Annotated in this window: 23 protein-coding genes and 1 tRNA gene; 14 read left to right on the forward strand and 10 right to left on the reverse strand. The window is 63.6% G+C overall.

Going from position 1 to position 21,693, the window contains the following annotated elements; translation table 11 throughout:
* Positions 1 to 4 precede the first annotated feature (4 nt).
* The 9 genes from IAG25_RS19430 to IAG25_RS19470 all read left to right on the forward strand — a co-directional run bounded on the left by IAG25_RS19430 (position 5) and on the right by IAG25_RS19470 (position 7,344).
* Positions 5 to 562: a MauE/DoxX family redox-associated membrane protein gene (locus tag IAG25_RS19430; protein ID WP_187606301.1), complete on the forward strand. Its 558-nt coding sequence runs from the start codon at positions 5 to 7 to the stop codon at positions 560 to 562.
* A complete protein-coding gene (gene mauD, locus IAG25_RS19435) occupies positions 559 to 1,203 on the forward strand; it encodes a methylamine dehydrogenase accessory protein MauD (RefSeq protein ID WP_187606302.1) in 645 nt (214 codons plus the stop codon). The genes IAG25_RS19430 and mauD overlap by 4 nt, the downstream gene beginning before the upstream one ends.
* A 39-nt stretch (positions 1,204 to 1,242) precedes the next feature.
* Positions 1,243 to 1,764, forward strand: coding sequence for a methylamine dehydrogenase light chain (locus IAG25_RS19440; RefSeq protein WP_035501898.1), 522 nt, complete (start codon positions 1,243 to 1,245; stop codon positions 1,762 to 1,764).
* The gene (locus tag IAG25_RS19445; protein WP_035501899.1) at positions 1,761 to 2,246 is read left to right on the forward strand and encodes a c-type cytochrome; all 486 of its coding nucleotides are present in this window, start codon (positions 1,761 to 1,763) and stop codon (positions 2,244 to 2,246) included. Before IAG25_RS19440 ends, IAG25_RS19445 begins: the two co-directional genes overlap by 4 nt.
* Positions 2,243 to 2,707: a c-type cytochrome gene (locus IAG25_RS19450; RefSeq protein ID WP_187606303.1), complete on the forward strand. Its 465-nt coding sequence runs from the start codon at positions 2,243 to 2,245 to the stop codon at positions 2,705 to 2,707. The genes IAG25_RS19445 and IAG25_RS19450 overlap by 4 nt, the downstream gene beginning before the upstream one ends.
* An 11-nt stretch (positions 2,708 to 2,718) precedes the next feature.
* Positions 2,719 to 4,224, forward strand: a complete 1,506-nt coding sequence (locus IAG25_RS19455) for an aldehyde dehydrogenase family protein (protein ID WP_187606304.1) — start codon at positions 2,719 to 2,721, stop codon at positions 4,222 to 4,224.
* Positions 4,225 to 4,234: 10 nt separating this feature from the next.
* A complete protein-coding gene (locus IAG25_RS19460; RefSeq protein WP_187606305.1) occupies positions 4,235 to 5,449 on the forward strand; it encodes a porin in 1,215 nt (404 codons plus the stop codon).
* Between the two features lie 219 nt (positions 5,450 to 5,668).
* A complete protein-coding gene (catA, locus tag IAG25_RS19465) occupies positions 5,669 to 6,574 on the forward strand; it encodes a catechol 1,2-dioxygenase (protein WP_187606306.1) in 906 nt (301 codons plus the stop codon).
* A 29-nt stretch (positions 6,575 to 6,603) separates the two neighbouring features.
* A complete protein-coding gene (locus IAG25_RS19470) occupies positions 6,604 to 7,344 on the forward strand; it encodes a DUF429 domain-containing protein (protein ID WP_187606307.1) in 741 nt (246 codons plus the stop codon).
* Here IAG25_RS19470 and IAG25_RS19475 read toward each other — a convergent pair.
* Positions 7,338 to 7,826 carry a nucleoside deaminase gene (locus IAG25_RS19475; RefSeq protein ID WP_187606308.1) on the reverse strand — a complete coding sequence of 163 codons (489 nt, stop codon included), beginning with the start codon at positions 7,824 to 7,826 and terminating at the stop codon, positions 7,338 to 7,340. The two genes, IAG25_RS19470 and IAG25_RS19475, sit on opposite strands and share 7 nt — an antisense overlap.
* A 44-nt stretch (positions 7,827 to 7,870) precedes the next feature.
* Positions 7,871 to 8,779: a LysR family transcriptional regulator gene (locus tag IAG25_RS19480; RefSeq protein ID WP_187606309.1), complete on the reverse strand. Its 909-nt coding sequence runs from the start codon at positions 8,777 to 8,779 to the stop codon at positions 7,871 to 7,873.
* 135 nt (positions 8,780 to 8,914) lie between these two features.
* Here IAG25_RS19480 and IAG25_RS19485 point away from each other — a divergent pair, with 135 nt between their 5' ends.
* From IAG25_RS19485 to IAG25_RS19500, 4 genes are all read left to right on the forward strand, one after another.
* Positions 8,915 to 9,784 (forward strand): NAD(P)-dependent oxidoreductase, encoded by an 870-nt coding sequence (locus IAG25_RS19485; protein WP_187606310.1) that lies wholly within the window; start codon positions 8,915 to 8,917, stop codon positions 9,782 to 9,784.
* Positions 9,785 to 9,798: 14 nt separating this feature from the next.
* The gene (locus IAG25_RS19490) at positions 9,799 to 11,310 is read left to right on the forward strand and encodes an aldehyde dehydrogenase family protein (RefSeq protein ID WP_187606311.1); all 1,512 of its coding nucleotides are present in this window, start codon (positions 9,799 to 9,801) and stop codon (positions 11,308 to 11,310) included.
* A 59-nt stretch (positions 11,311 to 11,369) separates the two neighbouring features.
* Positions 11,370 to 12,710 (forward strand): DUF3100 domain-containing protein, encoded by a 1,341-nt coding sequence (locus IAG25_RS19495; protein WP_187606312.1) that lies wholly within the window; start codon positions 11,370 to 11,372, stop codon positions 12,708 to 12,710.
* A 94-nt stretch (positions 12,711 to 12,804) separates the two neighbouring features.
* Complete coding sequence (locus IAG25_RS19500; RefSeq protein WP_187606313.1) at positions 12,805 to 13,023, forward strand: hypothetical protein; 219 nt, start codon at positions 12,805 to 12,807, stop codon at positions 13,021 to 13,023.
* A gap of 77 nt (positions 13,024 to 13,100) precedes the next feature.
* Here IAG25_RS19500 and IAG25_RS19505 read toward each other — a convergent pair.
* The 7 genes from IAG25_RS19505 to IAG25_RS19535 form a co-directional block, all read right to left on the reverse strand.
* Positions 13,101 to 13,177 (reverse strand) — tRNA-Val (locus IAG25_RS19505).
* Positions 13,178 to 13,410: 233 nt separating this feature from the next.
* Positions 13,411 to 13,647, reverse strand: a complete 237-nt coding sequence (locus IAG25_RS19510) for a hypothetical protein (RefSeq protein WP_187606314.1) — start codon at positions 13,645 to 13,647, stop codon at positions 13,411 to 13,413.
* A gap of 61 nt (positions 13,648 to 13,708) precedes the next feature.
* Positions 13,709 to 13,957: a DUF1488 domain-containing protein gene (locus IAG25_RS19515; protein ID WP_187606315.1), complete on the reverse strand. Its 249-nt coding sequence runs from the start codon at positions 13,955 to 13,957 to the stop codon at positions 13,709 to 13,711.
* A gap of 315 nt (positions 13,958 to 14,272) precedes the next feature.
* On the reverse strand, positions 14,273 to 15,262 hold the full coding sequence (gene dhaK, locus IAG25_RS19520) for a dihydroxyacetone kinase subunit DhaK (protein WP_187606316.1): 990 nt from the start codon (positions 15,260 to 15,262) through the stop codon (positions 14,273 to 14,275).
* A 21-nt stretch (positions 15,263 to 15,283) separates the two neighbouring features.
* The gene (gene dhaL, locus IAG25_RS19525) at positions 15,284 to 15,913 is read right to left on the reverse strand and encodes a dihydroxyacetone kinase subunit DhaL (RefSeq protein ID WP_187606317.1); all 630 of its coding nucleotides are present in this window, start codon (positions 15,911 to 15,913) and stop codon (positions 15,284 to 15,286) included.
* 54 nt (positions 15,914 to 15,967) lie between these two features.
* A complete protein-coding gene (locus IAG25_RS19530; protein WP_187606318.1) occupies positions 15,968 to 17,818 on the reverse strand; it encodes a glycoside hydrolase family 15 protein in 1,851 nt (616 codons plus the stop codon).
* Positions 17,819 to 17,929: 111 nt separating this feature from the next.
* The gene (locus IAG25_RS19535) at positions 17,930 to 18,154 is read right to left on the reverse strand and encodes a hypothetical protein (protein WP_187606319.1); all 225 of its coding nucleotides are present in this window, start codon (positions 18,152 to 18,154) and stop codon (positions 17,930 to 17,932) included.
* 137 nt (positions 18,155 to 18,291) lie between these two features.
* Between IAG25_RS19535 and IAG25_RS19540 the strand changes: the two genes are divergently transcribed.
* Positions 18,292 to 19,902, forward strand: coding sequence for a Na+/H+ antiporter (locus IAG25_RS19540; protein ID WP_187606320.1), 1,611 nt, complete (start codon positions 18,292 to 18,294; stop codon positions 19,900 to 19,902).
* A 3-nt stretch (positions 19,903 to 19,905) separates the two neighbouring features.
* Here the strand turns inward: IAG25_RS19540 and IAG25_RS19545 are convergent, their stop codons facing one another.
* Entirely contained in the window at positions 19,906 to 21,435 is a 1,530-nt protein-coding gene (locus tag IAG25_RS19545; protein WP_187606321.1) for a hypothetical protein, read from the reverse strand.
* Between the last annotated feature and the right edge of the window lie 258 nt (positions 21,436 to 21,693).

Below are 21,693 nucleotides of genomic sequence, written 5' to 3' on the forward strand. Positions count from 1 at the left end.
CGCGATGATCGATCCCGTCATTCTCATGGTGTGCATCGCGTCCGCGACGATCATCGCGCTCGCGAGCGCCGCGCCGAAGTGGCGCGAGCCGGCGCGTTTTCGCGCGTCGCTCGAAGCGTTCGCGTTGCTGCCGTCGTTCGCGCTGACGCCTTTGTCGTTCGCGTTTCCCGCGCTGGAAACCGCGGGCGCAATCGGCCTCTTGTTCGCCGATACGCGCACGGTCAGCGCCCTCGTGCTGATCGCGTTGTTCACGCTCTTCGGCGCGGCGCTCGCGATCAACGTGTTGCGTGGTCATACCGATATCGATTGCGGCTGCTCGGGCTTCATCGCGGCACGCGCCACGGAACGCGCGCCCAAGTCCATCGGCTGGTGGCATGTATCGCGCGCCCTGATGCTGGCCGCGCTCGCGACCGCCGCGCTCGTACCCTCGACTGCTCGCGCGCTCATCGGCTTCGACTACCTGAGCGCAGGCGCCTGCACATTATTCGCCGTCGCCGCGTGGTTCACGCTCGACGTGCTGCTGGTCAATCTTCCCAAGCTCGATTCTCTGAGGAATTCATGATGCAAACCGCCCTGATGATTTCGGCCGCACTGTCGTGGGCCGCTTTGCTCGCGCTCGGCGCGATCTGTCTCGCACTCGTTCGCCAAGTCGGCATTCTCTATGAACGCATGATGCCCGCGGGCGCGCTCATGATCGACAAGGGCCCGGCAGTCGGCACCATTGCACCGGTGTTCGAACTGGGCGATATCGCGGGCCGCGCGGTGAAGGTCGGCGGCCTGTCGAACTCGAAGCGCAACACGCTGGTGTTCTTCCTCTCGCCGACGTGCCCCGTGTGCAAGAAGCTGTTGCCCTTGCTGCCGTCGATCCAGGCACGCGAAGGCAATACGGACATCGTGCTCGCAAGCGATGGCGAATTCGACGAGCACTCGGCCTTCTATCGCAAGACCGGTCTCTCGCAATACCCCTATGTGCTGTCGCAGGAACTCGGCCTTTCCTATCAGATCGGCAAGCTGCCTTATGCCGTGTTGCTCGACGAAGAAGGCAAGGTCCGCGCGAAGGGTCTCGTGAATACGCGTGAGCATCTGGAAAGCCTGTTCGAAGCGAAAGAACGCGGTGTCGCTTCGCTGCAGGAGTTCGTGCACGGCAAGCATGACGATCACGCGCATCACGAACATGAAGGTCAAGTCGGGCAGCACGCCTGAAGACGCCAATAAATCATTCATTCCTACAGGTGAGCGTCCATGAAATGGCTGGATTCATTCTTCGAACATAAGGCGCGCGGCGTCGCGCAGCGCAGCTCGCGGCGCAGTGCGATGGCGAAGCTCGGCAAGGTGCTGGTCGGCTCGGCGATGGTGCCGCTGCTGCCGGTGGATCGGACCGCGTATGCGACGGAGCCGAAGAAGCCGGGCGCATCGGCAAGCGACGATCCGACGAGCTGCGACTACTGGAAGTATTGCGCGATCGACGGCTGGCTTTGCAGTTGCTGCGGCGGCACGTCGAGCAGTTGCCCGCCGGGCACGACGCCGTCGCCGATCACGTGGATCGGCACATGCCGCAATCCGCACGACGGCTCGGATTACATCGTGTCCTACAACGACTGCTGCGGCAAGACGAGTTGCGGGCGTTGCTTCTGCAATCGCAATGAACGCGAGAAGCCGCTCTACAAGCTGTCGCTCAATAACGATATCAACTGGTGCATGGCGAACGGCAATTCGAATTATCACTGCTCGGTATCGGTACTGTTGGGAGCGGCAACGCAATGAAGACGGCAAGTGTTTTGATGGCGGCGCTCGCCGCCGGCGCGATGAGTCTTGCGCCTCAGGCATTCGCGCAAACGGTGCATTATCCCGGCGGCAAATCGACATTCGACGGCAAGTGCGCCGTCTGCCATCAGGCGGGCGGCAAGGGCATGGACGGACTCGCGCCGCCGCTCGTCGAGTATCCGGGAAAATATGCTGGCTCGCCCGATGGCCGTTCCCAATTAGGGCATACCGTGCTCTATGGCATGTTCGGTCCGATCAAGGTCAAGGAGAAGAGCTACAACTTCAAGATGCCGAGCTTCGCATCGCTCTCCGATGAAGAGATCGCCGACGTGCTGAACTACGTCGTGTTCGATCTCAACGCGGAGCACGGTTCAGCCAAGCCCTTCGACGTCGCCGAGGTCAAGGCATGGCGCGCGGGGCCGCTCGATCAGACCGCCGTGCATCAGCGTCGCGATGCGGTCGTGAAGGGCCTCGGGCTATGAAGCCGCGCGCGGTCCTCGTGGCGGCAGCGCTTGCCGCGCTCTTCATGGCGGCCGCGCCGCAGGCGCAGGCGGAGGAGTACGACGCGCCGCGCGCGCGTCAGGACTGGGTCCTCAATTGCATGGGATGTCACACCGCCGATGGCTCCGGCATCCCCGGCAAAGTGCCCGCGTTGCGTAACTCGCTCGGTCACTTCGTCTCGATGCCCGAGGGCCGTCAGTTCGTGATGCGTGTGCCGGGCGCGGCCAATTCCGCATTGAACGATGCCGAGCTCGCGAACGTCCTGAACTGGCTGCTCGCGACGATGAACGAGCAATCGCGGCCCGCATCGTTCAAGCCCTATACGGCGGAAGAAATCGCGGCGCATCGGCGTCCCGCGCTCACCGATGTCGCGCGCACACGCATGAAGCTCGTGAAGGAATTGCAGGAGAACGGCGTCGACGCCGTCCCCGAACATTACTAGGAGACACCTTGATGAATAACAGCCAGCATCTCGCGATGCTCGATTCGACGCGCGCGTTCGTCGCATCGGCAAAGAAAATGTTGATCGACGGCGCATGGGTGGAAAGCGCAAGCGGCGCGACACTCGACGTGATCAATCCCGCCGATGGCGAACTGCTCGCCCGCGTGCCGAGCGCCGACGAAACCGATGTGGATCGTGCGGTGCTCGCCGCGCGCCGCGCATTCGACGACTCCGCGTGGTCGCGCATGAAGCCGACCGATCGCGAACGCCTCTTGCTGCGCGTCGCCGATCTGATCGAAGCGAATGCGCGCGAGCTCGCGGAAATCGAATCGCTCGACAACGGCAAGCCGGTGACGGTGGCGCAAGGGCTCGATGTGTCGATGGCCGCGCAATGCTTTCGCTATATGGCCGGCTGGGCGACGAAGATCGAAGGCAACACCATCGAAGCATCCATTCCGTATAGCCCGTCGAACGATTTCTTCGGCTATACGCGCAAGGAAGCGGTGGGTGTCGTCGGCGCGATCATTCCGTGGAATTTCCCGTTGCTGATGGCTTCGTGGAAGCTCGCGCCCGCGCTCGCGACGGGTTGCACCGTCGTGCTGAAACCCGCTGAAGACACGCCGCTTTCCGCATTGCGCCTCGCGATGCTGATCGAAGAGGCGGGCATCGAGAAGGGCGTCGTGAATGTGGTCACGGGCCTCGGCCGCACGGCGGGCGCGGCGCTCGCGCGTCATCCCGGCATCGACAAGATCGCGTTCACGGGTTCGACGCCGACCGGTAAGGCAATCGGTCACGCGGCGCTCGATAACATGACGCGCATGTCGCTCGAACTCGGCGGCAAGTCGCCGGTGATCGTGCTGCCCGATGTCGATATCGACAAAGCGGCCGAAGGCGTCGCCAATGCGATCTTCTTCAACTCGGGACAAGTCTGCACCGCGGGTTCGCGCGTCTATGTGCACGATAAGGTATTCGATCGCGTGATGGAACGCGTCGCCGCCATCGCTCAATCCTTGCCGATGGGACCGGGCCTCGATGCATCGACGCAGATCGGTCCGCTCGTGTCGGCGCGGCAGATGGATCGCGTGCTCGGTTATATCGAAGCGGGACGCGATGAAGGCGCGCGCGCGATCGCGGGCGGTGCGCGCAAGGAAGGCGCGGGTTTCTTCGTGAAGCCGACCGTGCTCGTCGATACGGATCATTCGATGAAGGTCGTGCGCGAAGAGATCTTCGGGCCGGTGCTCGTCGCGATGCCGTTCAGCGATATCGACAGCGTCGTCGCGAAAGCGAACGACACACCCTACGGACTCGGCGCGAGCATCTGGTCGAACAATCTCTCGGCGATTCACAAGCTCGTGCCGCGCATCAAGGCGGGCACCGTGTGGGTCAATTGTCATTCGCTTCTCGACAACGCGATGCCTTTCGGCGGCTTCAAGCAATCGGGTTTCGGGCGTGAACTCGGACGCGCGGTGATCGACATGTACACCGAAACCAAGTCGGTGCTGATCAACTACGCGTGAGGACGCTCGCATGACAACTAAAACGATCGCGCGGCAGCTCGTTTCGACGGCGGCGCTCGCCGTGTGCGCGAGCGCATCGGCGCAAGGCACGGTGACGCTGTACGGCACCGTCGATGCCGGGCTGACCTACACGACCAATCAGCAAGTCACCAACGCGGACGGCAGCGTCAGTTCGGGGCATAACTTTGCATTCTCGGGCGGCAATCTCGTGCCTTCGCGCTTCGGCTTGCTCGGGGTGGAAGATCTGGGCGGCGGCTTGCAAGCGAAGTTCAACGTGGAGAACAGCTTCTATACGGGAACGGGTGGCTTGGTGCAGGGCGGGGCGCTGTTCAACCGTCAGGCCTGGGTGGGACTGGCGCACGAGCAGTTCGGTACGTTGTCGCTCGGACGCCAATACGATTCGTATTCGGATTTTCTCGGGGTTTACGTATCGAGCAATTCATGGGCGACGCTCTACGGCTCGCACATCGGCGACGTCGACAACCTGAACGAAGCGTTCAACTTCAACAACTCGATCAAGTATACGAGCCCGGACTGGAACGGTTTCTCGTTAGGTGGCACGTATAGCCTCGGCGGTGTGGCCGGCGATTTCGCACAACGGCGCGGCTATTCCGTCGCGGCGGCTTATACGCGTTTGCCCGTTTCCATCAGCGCGGGCTATCTGAACCTGCGTAATCCGCTCGATGCGGCTTTGGGCGGTACGAACGGCTATATCGGTGATTTCGCCTGCTCGAATCCGTCGGCGCTGTATTGTCAGTTGCAGAATGCGGAAGCGCTCAAAGCGTATGGCGCGGGCGCATCGTATGCGATCGGGCCCGCGACCATCGCGTTGACCTATACGCATACTCGCCTTGAGCATAGCCAGTTCTTCGCCGATAGCGCCAATCCGCAGGGCCGCGATATCGCATTCGATATCGGCGAAGTGAATCTGACTTACGCGGCTACGCCGTTCCTGCAACTGGGTCTCGCCTACATCTATAACAATGCGAAACCCGACGGCAGTTCATCGACGCGCTTTCATCAGGTGAACCTCGGCGCGAATTACTCGCTATCGAAGCGCACCGCGCTGTATGGTGTCGCGATCATGCAGAAGGCGGTAGGAGCGGGACTCGGCATCGATCCCGCGACGGGCGGCCCGGCGAATTACGCGCAGATTCCCAATCTGCCCAACTCGAACAGCGACCGACAACTGTCCGTGACGGTGGGCATACGGCATAACTTCTAAATATTTCCGAGGGCGTGCGTTGACCCGGCCGGGATGATTCCCCGCCGGGTTTTTTTCGTTTGCGTGTTGGTTCGACCGATCAATCTTATGGATGCGCATCGGCTTATATGACTGATTTGACCGATATATGCGTGTCGTTTAATTTCGTTGCGAGCGTCCATCGCAATGCATCGATCATCGAAACATCCCCACACATACCGACTCACGGAGACATCGAAAATGAACAGAGCAACCATCGACGCGCTGCTGAAAAAAATCAACGACAGCGCCACGAACGAAGGCAACGCACGCACGAAAGCAATCGTGAACCGCATCGTGCGCGATCTTTTCTACACGATCGAGGACCTTGACGTTACCCCGGGCGAGTTCTGGGCCGCGCTGAACTATCTCGGCGAAACCGGACAGAGCGGCGAGTTCGGCCTGATCGCCGCGGGCCTCGGCTTCGAGCATTTTCTCGATGCGCGTCTCGACGAAAAGGAAGCGAAGGCAGGTCTCGAAGGCGGCACGCCGCGCACCATCGAAGGGCCGCTCTATGTGTCGGGCGCGCCGGAATTGGTCGGACATGCGCGACTCGACGATGGCACGAGCCTCGGCGAAACGCTGGTGATGCGTGGCCGTGTATTGACGCAGGACGGCGCGCCGCTCGCGAATGCATTGGTCGAAGTGTGGCACGCGAATCATCTCGGCAATTACTCGTACTTCGACAAGTCGCAGTCCGCGTTCAACCTGCGCCGCTCGATTCGCACCGATGGCGACGGCCAATACGCATTCACGAGCGTCGTGCCGGTCGGCTATAGCGTGCCGCCCGGCGGAAAGACACAGCAATTGCTCGATCAGCTCGGCCGGCACGGTCATCGTCCGGCGCATATTCACTTCTTCGTGTCGGCGCCGGGTTATCGCAAGCTGACCACGCAGATCAATATCGAGGGCGATCCGTATCTGTGGGACGACTTCGCGTTCGCGACGCGCGACGGACTCGTGCCCGAAGTGAAAAAAGCCGAAGGGGCCGAAGGCAAGCCGTATGGTGTGGAAGGACGCTTCGCGCTCATCGACTTCGACTTCACGCTGTGCAACGAACGCGACGACGTGCCCGGCACGGAAGTGGAGCGCGTGCGCGCGGCGTGAGCATCCGCGATCGTTGATACCATTGCCGCATGAACAACGAGCTCGATACAGATGCCGATCTATTGGGCGTCGACGGATGCAAGGCGGGCTGGTTCGTCGCAAGGCAATGCGGACGTAGCGGGATCATCACGACGAGCGTCGTCGGCCACTTCGATGACCTGCTCGAATGGGCGCGGGCGCATGCTGTCGTGGCCGTCGATATTCCAGTCGGACTGGCCGCGAACGGCGCCCGCGCATGCGACACGCTCGCCCGCAAGCTGCTCGGGCGTCCTCGCGCAAGCTCCGTCTTTTCTCCACCGACACGCGCAGCACTGGCCGCATCGAACTATCGCGAAGCATGCGACGTCAACCACGCTGCATCGGGAAAGCGAATTTCCATTCAGGCCTTCCATATTCGCGGCAAGATCGCTGAAGTCGATGATGTGCTGCGCATGCGCGCGGGCGCAGCGGCGCGCGTATTCGAAGTGCATCCCGAACTGAGCTTCATGCACTTGCGAATGGAGCAGGGCGGCCCGGCGCACGGTCTGCACGAAAGCAAGGCGCACGCGCCGGGGTTTGCGCTACGTCACGCGTTGCTCGTGCAGTGCTTCGGCAGCGCAGTCGATGCGGCGCTCGCCGCGCGCAATCCCGCGCAGGCTTCCCGAGACGACGTGCTCGATGCCTTTGCCGTGCTATGGAGCGCACGCCGCATCGCGTCGGGACAAGCATGCCATCTGCCCGAAGAGATTCAAACCGATGCGGCGGGCATACCCATGACGATCTACTACTGAGCACCCGCCTTTCGATAGTGCGCCACGTGAAGCGCCTTGATGCGTTCGGCGAATTCATCGACGGGACCATCGACGACGGTATCTTCGATAACTTCCTGAATCGCCAGCGCACGCACGCGCCCCGGCTTCGCGCCGAGTTCGGCACGCCAGCGCGTGAACTGTTCCGTTGACGCCGCATAGACGATGCGCCCCAGACCGACCCACGCATGGGCCGCCGCGCACATCGGGCAATGCTCGCCGGACGTGTACACGACCGCGTCCTTGCGTTCGGCTTCTGGCACGTTCTGCGCCGCCCATTTCGCAATTTCGAATTCCGGGTGCCGCGTCTGATCGCCGCCGCTCACGCGATTGCGGTCTTCGAAAAGCACGCGCCCGTCGCTTGCGACGAGCATCGAGCCGAAGGGCTCGTCGCCATTGTCGAGCGCCTCCTGCGCCAGTTCGATGCAGCGAATCAGATGCTTCTTGTCTGTATCGTCGATCATGCCGTGTCCTCCTTGTTTGACTGCACGATCACGATGCTAACGGACTAGCGAAACGCCCGCATCTGCGCGGTCATGAGTTGCAGCATCCGGTTCGACGCAACCGATAGCCTGCGTCCGGCGCGCGTGACGAGATGGGCTTCGGCATCGGCGAGAATCGGATGCGTGATGTCGATGGCAAAGAGATCGCCGGCTTCCATCTCGCTCGTCACGGCGAACGCGGGCAGCACGGTGATGCCGAGTCCCGACTTGACGAACTGCTTCAGAATGGCGATGGAGTTCGTCGTCACGACCGGATCGAGCTTCAACTTTTCCGCATACTCCACAGCCTGCAGCATCTGCCGCGTGCCGTACGACGCGTGCGTCACCGCGAGCGGATGCTGCGCGAGTTCCTGCACGTTCATCGACTTGCGTTCCTTGCGCGGAAAGTTCGGGCCGACGATCGCCATCATCGGCTGTCGCTTGATCGCGCGCGATACGAGCTTCGGTTCCTGCGGCGGGTTATAGACGAGGCCGATTTCGCCTTCGTCCTCGGAGATCTTGCGGATCACATCGTTGGTGCCGCCGAGATCGAGGTTCACCTTGATGCCCGTGTATTGCTTGCAGAACTGCTGCATCGGCCCCGACAGAAGATCGGATACGAAGCCTTCGCCGAGCACGATATTCACCTGGCCCGTGCGCAATCCTCGCAATGCCTGAAGACGCGAGAGCAGATCGTCGCGATGCGCGAGCTGCTCGCGAAAGTATTCGATCACGCATTGCCCGGCTTCGGTCGTCTTCACGCCGCGCGCGTGCCGTTCGACGAGCGCCGCGTCCAGTTCCTTTTCCAGCAGGCCGATCTGCCGGCTGACCGCCGATGGCGCGACGTTGAGATAGTCGGCCGCCGCGCGGATGGTCCCGCAGCGCACGGCCTCGAAGAAATAGACGATGCGGCTGTCGGTGAGGTTATCGGTCATCGGAATCGAGTGTTCTAAAAAACAGAACACTTCCAATATTGGCGTTGATTGATTGTACGGCTTTCACGACCGAAGATGACAGGAACGCGGACCGGCTGCCCGAAGCACGGCGCGCATGAGAAGGAGAATTCGCTGATGAAGACGGTAGGTGTGATCGGTCTGGGAAACATGGGACGCGGCATGGCGCGCTCGGCCAGACGCGGCGGGTATCGCGTGCTCGGTTTCGATGCCGCGCAAGGCGTGGCGCAGGCGTTACAGCCGGACGGCATCGAGGCGCGCGCGTCGATCGCGGCCATCGCGAGCGAGGTCGACGTGCTGATACTGTCGTTGCCGACATCGGCGATCGTCGAAGAAGTCGTGCTCGGGAAGGACGGCGTCGCATCGAACGGGAAAGCCGGGCTGATCGTCGTCGATACGACCACCGCCGATCCGGCCAGCACGAAGAAGGTCGCGGCCGCGCTCGCGGAATGCGGGATCGGTTTCGTCGATGGCCCCGTGAGCGGCGGCCCGAAAGGCGCAGCGACCGCCACGATGACGATGGTTCTCGGCGGCTCGGAAGCGGACGTCGCCGCCGTCGAACCGATCCTCGCGGTGATCAGCGCGAAGCGCGTGCATGTCGGGCCGGTCGGCGCGGGTCATGTGACGAAGATCATCAACAACATGCTGACGGGCGTGCATCTGCTCGCGGCGAGCGAGGCGGTGCGTGCGGCGAAAGCGTCGGGCGTCGATCCGGAAAAGCTCGTCGAGGCGCTCAACGGCGGCTCGGGCCGCAACAGCGCGACGCTCACCAACTATCCGACGTGGATCTTCAACGGCAAGTTCGACTCCGGCTTCACGATGAAGCTCATGCGCAAGGACGTGCGCCTCGCGATGGCCCTGCTCGATGGCGTCCACGAGAATGCGCCCATCGCGAAGGAAGCGGGGCGCCTGTGGGCGGCGAGCGAGGCGAGCATCGGCGACGCGGAGGATTTCAATCGCATCGTGCAGTTCATCGAATCGAAGTAAGGGGAACAGAAAAAATGGAATACGACGCAGCAGAACAGCTTCTCGCGGCATTCAAACATTTCTTTCCGGACGCGAAGACGATCGGCTCGTATGTCGGTGGTGAACTGATCGAAGGCGCGGGCGAAACCATCCAGCTTTACGACGCCGCCACCGGCAAGCCGAGTCTCGCGTACAAGGACGGCGGCGCGGCCGTCGTCGAGCAGGCGGCGGCTGCGGCCACGCGTGCGCAAAAGCAATGGTGGGCGCTCACCCATGCGGCGCGCGGCCGCGTGATGTTCGAGATCGCGCGCGAGATTCGCAAGGAAGCGGAACAGATCGCGCGGCTGGAAGCGCGCGGCTCGGGCAAGCCGATTCGCGATTGCCGTGGCGAAGTCGCGAAGGTCGCCGAGATGTTCGAGTACTACGGCGGCTGGGCCGACAAGTTCTATGGCGACGTCATTCCCGTGCCGAGTTCGCATCTGAACTACACGCGCCGCGAGCCGACGGGCACCGTGCTGCAGATCACGCCGTGGAACGCGCCCGTCTTCACGTGCGGCTGGCAGGTCGCGCCCGCCATCTCGATGGGCAATGCGGTGTTGCTCAAGCCGTCGGAGCTCACGCCGTTCACATCGATCGTGATCGGCTTGCTGGCGGAGCGCGGCGGTGCGCCGAAGGGCCTCATCAATGTGCTCGCGGGACTCGGGCAGACGGTCGCGCAAGCGGCGATCGCGCACAAGGCGGTGAAGAAAGTCGTGTTCGTCGGCTCGCCGGCGACGGGCGCGCGTATCGCCGAAAGCGCGGCGAAACGCGTGCTCCCTTGCGTGCTGGAACTGGGCGGCAAGTCGGCCAATATCATCTTCGCCGATGCGGATCTCAAGCGCGCCGCGCTGACCGCGCAGGCGGCGATTTTCGCGGGCGCGGGGCAAAGCTGCGTCGCGGGTTCGCGCTTGCTGGTGCAGCGTTCCGTCTACGACGAATTCGTCGCGATGGTCGCAGCGGGGGCGAAAAAGATCAGAGTCGGCGCGCCGCTCGATGATGCGACCGAAGTCGGCCCGATCAACAATCGCAGGCAGTACGATCACGTGATGTCGATGATCGGCAAGGGCATCGCCGATGGCGCGACGCTCGCGGCCGGCTCGGCCGAGCGCTCGGATGCGGGCTACTATGTCGCTCCGACCGTGCTCGCCGGCGTGACTAACGACATGGACGTCGCGCGCACGGAGATCTTCGGGCCCGTGGTCGCGGCGATTCCGTTCGACACGGAAGAGCAAGCCGTCGCGATCGCCAACGACACCGACTTCGGTCTCGCGGGCGCGGTATGGACCAACGACGTCGCGCGTTCGCTGCGCGTCGCAAGCCAGGTCGATGCGGGCACGTTCTGGGTCAACGGCTACAAGACGATCAACGTCGCGTCGCCATTCGGCGGTTATGGTCTGAGCGGCTACGGACGATCCAGCGGCGTCGAGGCGCTTTACGAGTACACGCAGACCAAGAGCGTGTGGGTCGAAACGGCAAAGGATCCGGCCACGACGTTCGGCTATCTATGATCAAAAACGCCCGGGCGTCGCCATGACGGCGGCGTCCGGGCAATCAAGGGGAGAAGGGAATGCAAAGCACGTTGAGCGCGGATCGCGCGGAAGGAAGCGGCCTCAGAACCGCGAAGCTCTTTTTCTATGCGGCGGTCATTCTGTTGATCGCGGAGTTCATCGGGTCGTTCACGTTCAGGATCGGCCCGGGCAAGGTCATTCTGCTTCCGATGATCTGGGCGCTGTTGCTCGGCGCCGCGCTCGGTCTCGTCTCCGAGCGCTGGAAAAGCCCGGCGCGGCTCGACGTGCGCAGCCAGTTCTACGCCGCCGCGATCCTGCAGCCCGCGCTCCTGCTGTTCGTCGCGAAGCTCGGCCTCCTGGTCGGCAGCGCATTGCCGAAGCTTGCCGCGGCGGGATGGGCGCTCGCGTTTCAGGAACTCGGCCACTTCGTCGGCACGATCCTGCTCGGCTTGCCGCTCGCGCTTCTGCTCGGCATCAAGCGCGAGGCGATCGGCGCGACGTTTTCGGTCGGGCGCGAACCGAGCCTCGCGATCATCGGCGAAAAATACGGCATGGATTCCGCCGAAGGTCGCGGTGTGCTCGCGGAATATCTGACGGGCACGGTGTTCGGCGCGGTGTTCATCGCGATCTTCGCGGGCTTCGTCGCGAGCCTGCACATCTTTCATCCGCTCGCGCTCGCGATGGGTTCGGGCGTCGGCTCGGGCAGCATGATGGCGGCGGCGTCGGGCGCGATCGCCGCGCAGCAGGACCCGGAGACGGCGAAAGCCGTGCTCACGTTCGCGGCGGCGAGCAATCTGATCACGACGACCATCGGCACGTACTTCACGCTCTTCATCTCGCTGCCGATGGCCGTATGGGGCTATCGGCTGCTGGAGCCGCTCATCGGCCGCACGACAAAGGCGTCGAGCGCGGGCGAGACGGCTTCATCGGCGCCGAAACTGGGCGACGTACAGACCGAGGCGCCTCATCTCGGCTACGGCGGCAAGATGCTTGCGTGGGGCGCAACCGCGCTGATGGCGCTCGTCGCCGACTGGATCACGCACGGCACGACGCCGCTGCAAGGTTTGCCCGGCATGGCGGTGATGGTGCTCGCGACGATCGTCGGCGACGCGATCGCGCGGGCGACGGGGCGCAAGATTCCGGCTGTGTGCTGGGTATCGATCGTCGCGATGTTCCTGACGTCGCCGTGGTGTCCGTGGGGTGCGCAGATCGCCGCGGCGAGCGCGCAGAACGACTTCCTCGGCGTGACGACGCCGATGCTGACCTTCGCGGGATTGTCGATCGCGAAGGACATTCCGGCGTTCAGAAGGCTCGGCTGGCGCATCGTGCTGGTGTCGTTCGTCGCGAACGCGGGGACGTTCCTGGGCGCGGCGCTGGTGGCCCAACTCTTCCATATCTGAAGCCGGTTTGAAAGCCTGGAAACGATCTACGGCGGCGGGCAGGGCGGTATAAAATCGAGATGTACTTCTCTCGCGCTCGAATGCGCCCGCCGCCATGGATACTCCCTCGGGCAAAGAAACCTCTCGCAAGCCGATGTCGCCTCGCATGCTCAATGTGCTGACGGCGCTCATCGGCATCGCCACGCTGGCGCTGGGTGTCGCGTGGCTGATCTACACGTGGATCGTTCATCTCGAGATCCCGTATTTCGCCATTCCGCTCGTGCTTACCGTGCCCGTGATCGTCGCGGTGGCGTTCCGCAATTGCTGGGACTGATGCGCCGCCGAAGTGCGGTCGCGGAAATGAAAACGCACCACGGCGATAAAGATCGCCGCGGTGCGTTTGAATGTCGCTGGTAGGCTCGATTGGACTCGAACCAACGACCCCCACCATGTCAAGGTGGTGCTCTAACCAGCTGAGCTACGAGCCTACGGAAGCCGCGAATTATAGGGGAAACTTTCGCGTTGTGGGGGTTTTTGGGCGAAATTTTTTGATCGGGGGTTTGGGCGGGGCTTCCTCGACAGTTCGATGTCGGTGTCCCTTGGAGATTATGGATGACCGATCAGCGCGTTGTTGATTTTACATAACATAAATTATCGAACTTTTGAACTTATGATAAGGGTTCCTAAGTTCGTGCTCAGAGCGAAACGAGAAAAGCTGGAATCACTCATCCGGCCCAAGCAACACGTCGATCGCTGCTTGTCCGGCAATCTCGGCAACCAGGTACGCCCATCGTTCCGTGAACGGCCCGTTGCGCAGCGGTATGCGGCCTCCTCGCGCGCCCAGTACGCCGAGATTGGTGCCGCCTTTGATCTGGAAAATCACGTTGAACGTGTCTTCATCGGCTGGCGTCAATTCGACGTGAATCTCGAACCCGCGATACTCGATCACTCGCTGCATGAAAGACAATACCTTGATCGGTTTGCACGGCCGTCAGCGGCCAGGCCGGACCGAAGCCTCATCAAATCGAATATCGATTCTGCGGGCCACGAACGTATCGCTTTTGCGCGATTTCAAGCAGCTTTTCGCGGAACTCGTCGAATGCCACGAGAAACGACCGCTCGTCGGACCCGAGCGCCGGTTGCAGGCCTTTGAGCGTTGCGCCGCCGACCTCGAACGTGATTTCCCGCGAGTCGTCGTAACCCCAGAAAAACACGCAATGCCTGGCGGCATCGTAGCTTCGGCTCGGATTCGGAAAATGAAGCGCCATAGTCAGCCTCGGCCTCTTATGGCGTTGGCGGAAATCGCCACTTGCTTGCGGTGGAATCGATGAGCGCATAGCTGATGCGCCTCTGGTCCGCCCGGTTGGCGTCTTCGGTTTTGAGCGTGAGAAGCCGGGCCTGACGCTCCCGGTTGTAAGCACTCTCATTTGCCGCGAGAGGGACTGCTTTCTTTATATCTAATCGCATGACTACCTCTGAAAGACCGGTCCACGTAGTGAGACCGGCCTGCTCACTATATACCCTTCCCGCCGCGCGAACTCCTTTTATTACGACGTCCGATGACCACGCCACGCTATCGACGCTCACATTCCCCAACGCAATCCCGCTGTATGCACCGGACTGTCCCAATGTCTCATCATCTCATCATCGAGCGCGCATAGCGTGATCGACGCACCCGCCATTTCCAGCGATGTCGTCAGCGCGCCCACGTGTGAGCGCGCCACGCTCAACCCGCGCCCATCGAGCCACGTGCGCGCCGAGTTGTAGAGCAAATAGAGTTCCGACAACGGCGTGCCGCCCAGGCCATTGACAAGCAGAAGCAACGGCGCATCCGCCGCGGGCTTCAGATCATCGACGATCGCCGCGAGCAATTCATCCGCGATCGCGTTCGCCGTTTCGAACTTCGCGCGTCTGCGTCCCGGCTCGCCGTGAATGCCCACGCCGATCTCGATTTCATCGTCGCCGAGCGTGAAGGTCGGCCTGCCCGCGGCGGGCACCGTGCAGCTCGAAAACGCCACGCCCATCGATGCGATCCGCGCCGTCACGCGTTCGCCGAACGTCCGGCAGGCCTGCAGATCGGCGCCGGCTTCCGCGAAACTGCCGACGAGCTTCTCGACGATCACCGTGCCCGCGACGCCGCGCCGTCCCGTCGTGAAGCTGGAGTTCTCGACGGCGACATCGTCGTTGACGAGCACCGACGCGTTAGGCATCTCGCACAGCTCTGACGCCATCTCGAAGTTCATCAGGTCGCCTGAATAATTCTTCACGATGAACAGCACGCCCGCACCCGTGTCCGCCGCCTGGGCCGCGGCCATCATCTGATCGGGCGTAGGCGATGTAAAGACCTGTCCGGGGCACGCGGCATCGAGCATGCCGTGCCCGACGAAGCCGCCATGCAGCGGCTCATGACCCGATCCTCCGCCCGAGATGATCGCGACCTTGCCCGGCTTCAGTACCTTGCGCACGATGTAGAGCGGATCGAAGCTGACCGTCACGAGGTCCGCATGCGCCGCGGCGAAACCCGCGAGGCTTTCGGTCAGATAGTCATCGACGCGATTGATGAATTTCTTCATGTCCCCTGCTCCTTTTTGTGTTCAGGCGTCGCCTTGCGCAAGCCGCGCGCAGACGGCTTCGATCATGAGCTGGCTCGAACGCGCGCCCGGATCGATATGGCCGCGCGAGCGCTCGCCGAGAAACGACGCGCGTCCCTTCGTGGCGAGCATGTCGCGCGTCGCAAGCATGTTTTCTTCCGCGATGCGCGGCAGTTCTTCGAGTACGTCCTGCTTCGAAGCGAGCGCATCGGCCATTGCGGTGAAGCGTTCGGCGACGGGAATCAGCACGTCCATCATCGTCTTGCTGCCGGTGCCCGTCTTGCCGCGCTGACCGACGGCGTCGACGCCCGCCGCGAACGCGCGCGCGAAACCGGCGACGCCGGCATCGTCGGTGGATGTTTTCGCCATGCCGGTCAGCATCGAAAAGAAGAGCGGGCCGGACGAGCCGCCGACCGTCGACAGCACCTTCGTCGCCGCGAGTTTTAGCGCGGGCGCGAAGGCTTCGGCTTCGATCTGCGCGCGCAAGCTGGTGAGCGCATCCATGCCGCGCAGCAGGTTGATGATGTGATCGCCGTCGCCGATCGCCTGATCGAGCGAGGCGATTTCGTCGGCATGTTCCTTGAGCGACGCATGCGCCGCGTCGATGCACGCCATGACCGTCTTGCCGTTCATCGGGCTGTCCTCCGTTCATGCTCAGAGTGAGCTGAAAGGATACACGCAGATCGGTCAGGTCCAGGGAACATGCACGCGGTCGAGATTCCGGTCCAGTTGGTACGCCGCGCTGATGAGCGCGAGATGCGTGAGCGCCTGCGGAAAATTGCCGAGCGCCTCGCCGCTCGTCGCCACTTCCTCCGAGAAAAGGCCGACGTGATTCGCATACGCGAGCATCTTCTCGAAGACGAGCCGCCCTTCGTCCACGCGCCCCGCGCGCGCGAGCGCCTCCGCATACCAGAACGAGCAGGCGGAAAAGCTGCCTTCCGTGCCGGGCAGGCCGTCGAGCGTGGAGCCGCGCGTATAGCGGAAGATCAGCGGATCGACGCGCAAGTCGCGACCGATCGCATCGAGCGTGCCGATCCAGCGCGGATCCTTCGGGCCGATGAAGCGCACGAGCGGCATCATCAGCGCGGACGCGTCGAGGGTGGCCGAGCCCGGCGTCTGCACAAAACTCCTGATGTCGTCGTTCCAGAATTGTTCGTGGATGTCGCGATGAATCTCGTCGCGCGTCTTGAACCAGTTCGCGAGCGGCGCGGGCAGCGAGCGTTTCTCGGCGAGCCGCACCGCGCGGTCCAGCGTCACCCAGCACATCAGACGCGAATGCAGAAGCGCGCGCGTGCCGTTGCGGAACTCCCAGATGCCGTTGTCGGGCTCGCGCCAGTGCTCGACGACGTAATCGACCGTGCGCGTCACGTGCCGCCAGCCTTCGTAGGAAATGGCCGCGCCGTACTTGTTGTACAGGTAGACCGAATCGAGCAGCGCGCCGTAGACATCGAGCTGCATCTGATCGCGCGCCTCGTTGCCGACCACGACACGTCCCGGCACGTCACCCACGAGGCTCGTCAATGGGCTTTCCGCGAGCGCGTCGGCGCCATCGACCGAGTACATCACGCGCAACTGGCCGTGCAGGCTGCAATCGCGGCTGCGCTCGGCGATCCATTTCATGAAGCATTCCGCCTCGCCGGTGTAGCCGAGCCGCAGCAAGGCGTACACGGAGAACGCGGCGTCGCGTATCCAGGTGAAGCGGTAATCCCAGCGGCGCGAGCCGTCCTGCGCCTCGGGCAGGCCGAAAGTCGGCGCGGCGACGATCGCGCCGAATTCCTCCGAACTCAGGAGCTTGAGCGTCAGCGCCGAGCGCAGCACGACTTCGCGATAGCGCCCGCGATACGTCGAGCGCGACGACCACGCCTTCCAGTAATCGATGGTGTCGGAGAGGATCGCATCGTGATTCGCTTGGATATCGGCGAGCCCTTCCGCGTCGCCGAGCGCGAAGCACGCGCAGTCGCCCGCCTCGAAATCCAGCGTCGCGCAGGCGCTTTGCCCGTCGATCTTGAGCGGCACGTTCGCGATCAGGCGCACGGACGGCGAGCCATCCGCGCGAATGAAATCGACGCCCTTCTCCACCGCCTGCGCCGTGTGCGTCGCGCGCGCGTAGTCGAAACGCGGATCGCAGCGCACGTCGAGCGTCATGCGCCCGTACACGAGGCGCACGATGCGCAGCACGCAGTTCGGCACTTCATCGGCGCGGGCTGCAGTCGATGCGACCGGCATCAGATCGAGCAGTTCGCACACGCCTTCGTCGGTCATGAAACGCGTGAGGAGCACATTCGTTTCGGGCAGATACATCTGCTTGACGTTGGCGCGGCGGTTCGCATGAGGCGTGCGCGGCGTGATCGAAAAAGCGCCGCCGCGTTCGCTATCGAGCAGCCCGGCGAAGAGCGTCGGCGAGTCGATGCGGGGAAAGCACATGAAGTCGATCGCGCCGCACAGCGACACGAGCGCCGCCGTCTTCATGTTGCCGATCATGCCGCGCCCGTCGACGGGCAGCGCGGCGGCTGGAACCTGCTCTGGATGGTGTCCCATCGCGATTTGCTCCCGACGTGCCTCCATTGGCATCGTCAGACGGCGAGCAAGGCATATTCCTGTCGCGCGCGACAGGTTCCGATACCTGCGACAAAGACTGGACGCCGCGTGTCAGCGTGCGGCGGTTTGATCGCCCTGCACGGTTTCGGGTTGTTTCGGCGCGTTCCCGAAACCCGCCGCGCTCGCCGCGCCGTCCTGTGCGGCGAGCGCCGAGGGCGTCGGCACGGGGGCATCGGCGTGGCGAGACCTGCCGAAGCTCGCGATATAAAGCACGGCTGCCACGGCGACGCCCACCAGCACCGCCGCCACCGCCACGCCTGACGACTTTCGTCTCATTTTCCCTTCCTTTCAGATACGATGTCCCCGGCTCGCGGCCCGGCCCCGCGTCGATCGTAGCAGCGCGATGCGCGGCATCTGCGTGGGCCGCCGCGCATTTCAGCGCAAGAACTCACCGCACAACCCGAGGACAATTCATGCACGCCGCCACGGCATTCAATCTGGTGCTCGTCTCGCTGATCGCGATCATCGCGCTCGAAGTGCTCGCCAAACGCTTGCGCTTGCCGCCCGCGGCTGCATTGCTCGTCGGCGGCGTCGCGATGGCGTTCGTGCCGGGCCTGCCGCATATCGAGCTCGATCCGGAACTCGTGCTCATCGTGTTCCTGCCGCCGCTTCTGATGTACGGCGCGTACTTTTTCGTGTGGGACGACTTCAAGCGCAATCTGAGCGGCATCCTGCTGCTCGCGATCGGCGCTGTGGCGTTCACGACGCTCGTCGTCGGCATCGCGGTGCATCTCGTCGTGCCCGAGCTGCCGTGGGCCGCGTGTTTCGCGCTCGGCGCGGTCGTTTCGCCGCCCGACGCTGTCGCCGCCAAGGCCGTGCTCGAACGCGTCGCGCTGCCGCGTCGTCTGATGGTGCTGCTCGAAGGCGAAAGCCTGCTCAACGATGCGGCGGGCCTCGTGCTGTTCCGCTTCGCGCTCGTCGCCGCGATGAGCGGCGTGTTCAGCGCGCCGCGCGCCGTAGCGAGCTTCGCGGGACTGGCGATCGGCGGCGTCGTGGTCGGGATCGTCGCGGGCTTCATCGCCGTCAAAATCATGCGCGCGCTGGAGGACGATTACCTCGTCATCACCACGTCGATGTTGACGTCGTGGGTCAGCTATATCGCGGGCGAAGAACTGGGCGTGTCGAGCGTCATCGCGACGGTCACGTGCGGCATGGTCGTCGGCTGGCATCAGCACGAAGTGTTCACGGCGGCGCAGCGCATGCGCGGCACGGCTTTCTGGCAGGTCGTCGTGTTCGTGCTGGAAGCGCTCGTCTTCGTGCTGATCGGCTTGTCGCTGCGGGGCATCGCGGTGCGGCTCGGCGGCGTCGGCGATGCTTTCTCGCTGCTCGGGCCCGCGACTGCCGCGGTGATCGCCGTCGTGATCCTGTCGCGCTTCGTGTGGGTGTTCGGCGCCGAGGCGGTGAAATGGATCGCGTGGACCGTCACCGGACGCAAGCGCGGGAACGGCCCCGAAGCCGGCGCCGCGGTTCCCGACTGGCGCGCGGCCACCGTCGTGAGCTGGGCCGGCATGCGCGGCGTGGTGACGCTCGCGGTTGCGCTCTCCTTGCCCGAAACGATGCCGGGCCGCGATCTCATCCTGTTCGCCGGCTTCGCGGTGATCCTCGTCACGGTGCTGCTGCAGGGCGCGACGATCGGCCCGCTCATCGCCCTGCTTTCGCTGACGCGCGGCCACGAGCGCTCATCGCGACATCTCACCGAGCCGCAGGCATGGGCGCGCCTGGAGTCCGCGCAACTGGAGGCGATTCAGCCGCTCGTGCACGACGCGGACGGCAATGTGATCCATCCGCGTCTCTTGGAGCAATACTCGTATCGCGCGGGTCTTACGAGGCGCTTCGAGGACATGGAGGAATTCCCGACCGACGCGCGCCACGCGCATTACGACGTCGTGCTCGCCGCGATCGCGGCCGGGCGCGCGGAGTTGCTGCGCATGCATCGCGCGGGTGAGATTCACGACGAGCTTCTGCACTCGCTGGAGCACGACCTCGATCTTCAGGAGATCATCGCGCTCCATTCGCGCGGTTGAGCGCTACTTGCCGTCATCGCGCGAATGCGACGGAACGACGAGCGGCGTCTCGTCGAACGATTCGTCGCACTGCATCCACGCATAGGCGGTGACCGTCGCGGGCGCGTTGTTCCTCAGGCGAATCAGCCACTCGCCTGCCTCCGCGCGGCGCATGCCGCTGCGTGCGGCGGTCGGCGCGAGCGCGACGAGGATCATGTGTCCTTCGCCGCGCGCGCCCCGGCCGAGATGCACGACGGTGCAGATCGCATCGCCGCCACGCGTATATGTGCCGATATCGCCGAGCGTGAGCCACGCGCTCGCGATTCCCTCGGGCGGCACGATCTGCACATCGACGGCGGGAGCGCCCGCATCGCTCGAGCACCAGATTTCCGCGAGACTCGGCGATGCGGAATGCGCGCGCACGGGCCAGCGCAACGCCGACTCCGCGCGATCCGCGATCGTCAGCGCCCCGCGGCAGTGCGACAAATCGACGTTGCCCGATGGAAGCACGACGGAGCAGGCGCCGGTGTCCATCAATTCGTCGAGCGCGCTTTCGATGAGCGAACTGCCGTCCTGCTGCCACGCGACATTTCCGGCATTCAGGCTGACGAGCGCATGACAGCCCGCCCCGCCGATGTCCTGCGCGCGCTGCACGACGTAGCGGACGGCGTCGAGCACTTCGGCATCGGGACACGGGCCGAACGCGTCGCGCATCGTGCGGCAACGTCTCTTGAGCTTCACGCCGATCATCGGCAGGGGCGCGTCGCGGCTGCCGTCGTCGTCTGCGGAAGCGGTGCGCCGCAATGCGCGCGAAGGATAACGCCCCGCAAGCTCGGCGGCCGCCGGGCCATCATGCGCGAAACCGTAGACACGTGCGCCGCCGGCCGTCTGCGCCGTTTCGGCATGAAGACGCGCATCGTTCAGCATCGCGTCCATCTGATGTTTGAGCAGCTCGCTTCCGTAGCCGAGACCGGCTGCCGGTTCGGCCGCATCGTTCTGATTCCAGAAGCATTGAAAGCGTGTGCGCGTGCCGGTGACGTCCTCGGAGAAACGCGCGTGCGTGAACGCGATATCTTCATCGCATACGCCGACGATCGCGTTACCAAGCCCTTCGCGCATCGGCGCATGCTCGGCTGCTACCTGTTCCACGGCCGCATCGACATGCGACGTGATCACGAGCGCTTCCGTGAAGCGTTCGAATTTGCCCGCGAGGTCGGTGTTCAGATGCGCGTAGAACTCGCGCGTCACGTGAGCGGTGCAGAAGCGCGTCGCCTCCAGCGCGGCGGGCGGATCGCGATAGAGCGCCGACATCCAGATCCACTCCTGCCAGCCGTTACGCTCGATGGTCTGCGCGAATTGCTGCGCGGTATCGCCGCCCTGCTTCATCTCGATGGCGATCGGCACGCGGCCGCGCGGCGTGCCGCCGAGGTCGCGATAATGCGTTGCGTTAGCCCACACGATATATGGATCGATGCGCGAGACGGATGCGAGCGCTTGCGGCGCGATGGGCTCGAACCCGACGCTCGCCGTGCCGATCTCCCAATGCGGGCTCATTCGTCCCTCCTGTGGCCTGCATTCCGAGGCGTCTGATCAATCGGGGCGACCGTTGTTCTTGTCTTATCGTTTCTTTTCTGCCGACGATTGATCGCGGTGCGCGAAGCGCAATTTCATCGGTGGATATTTCGGGAACCGAAAGAAATCAGGCGTTCGCTATCGCATAACGTAGTCACTTGCCGTGCGAGAAGCAAGCGGAATTCCCGATCGGACGTGCGTGAACTGCGAGCCGGCGCACAGTCGGGTCGAAGCTGCGCG

The organism is Caballeronia sp. EK, from assembly GCF_014384845.1.
GTDB lineage: Bacteria > Pseudomonadota > Gammaproteobacteria > Burkholderiales > Burkholderiaceae > Caballeronia > Caballeronia jiangsuensis.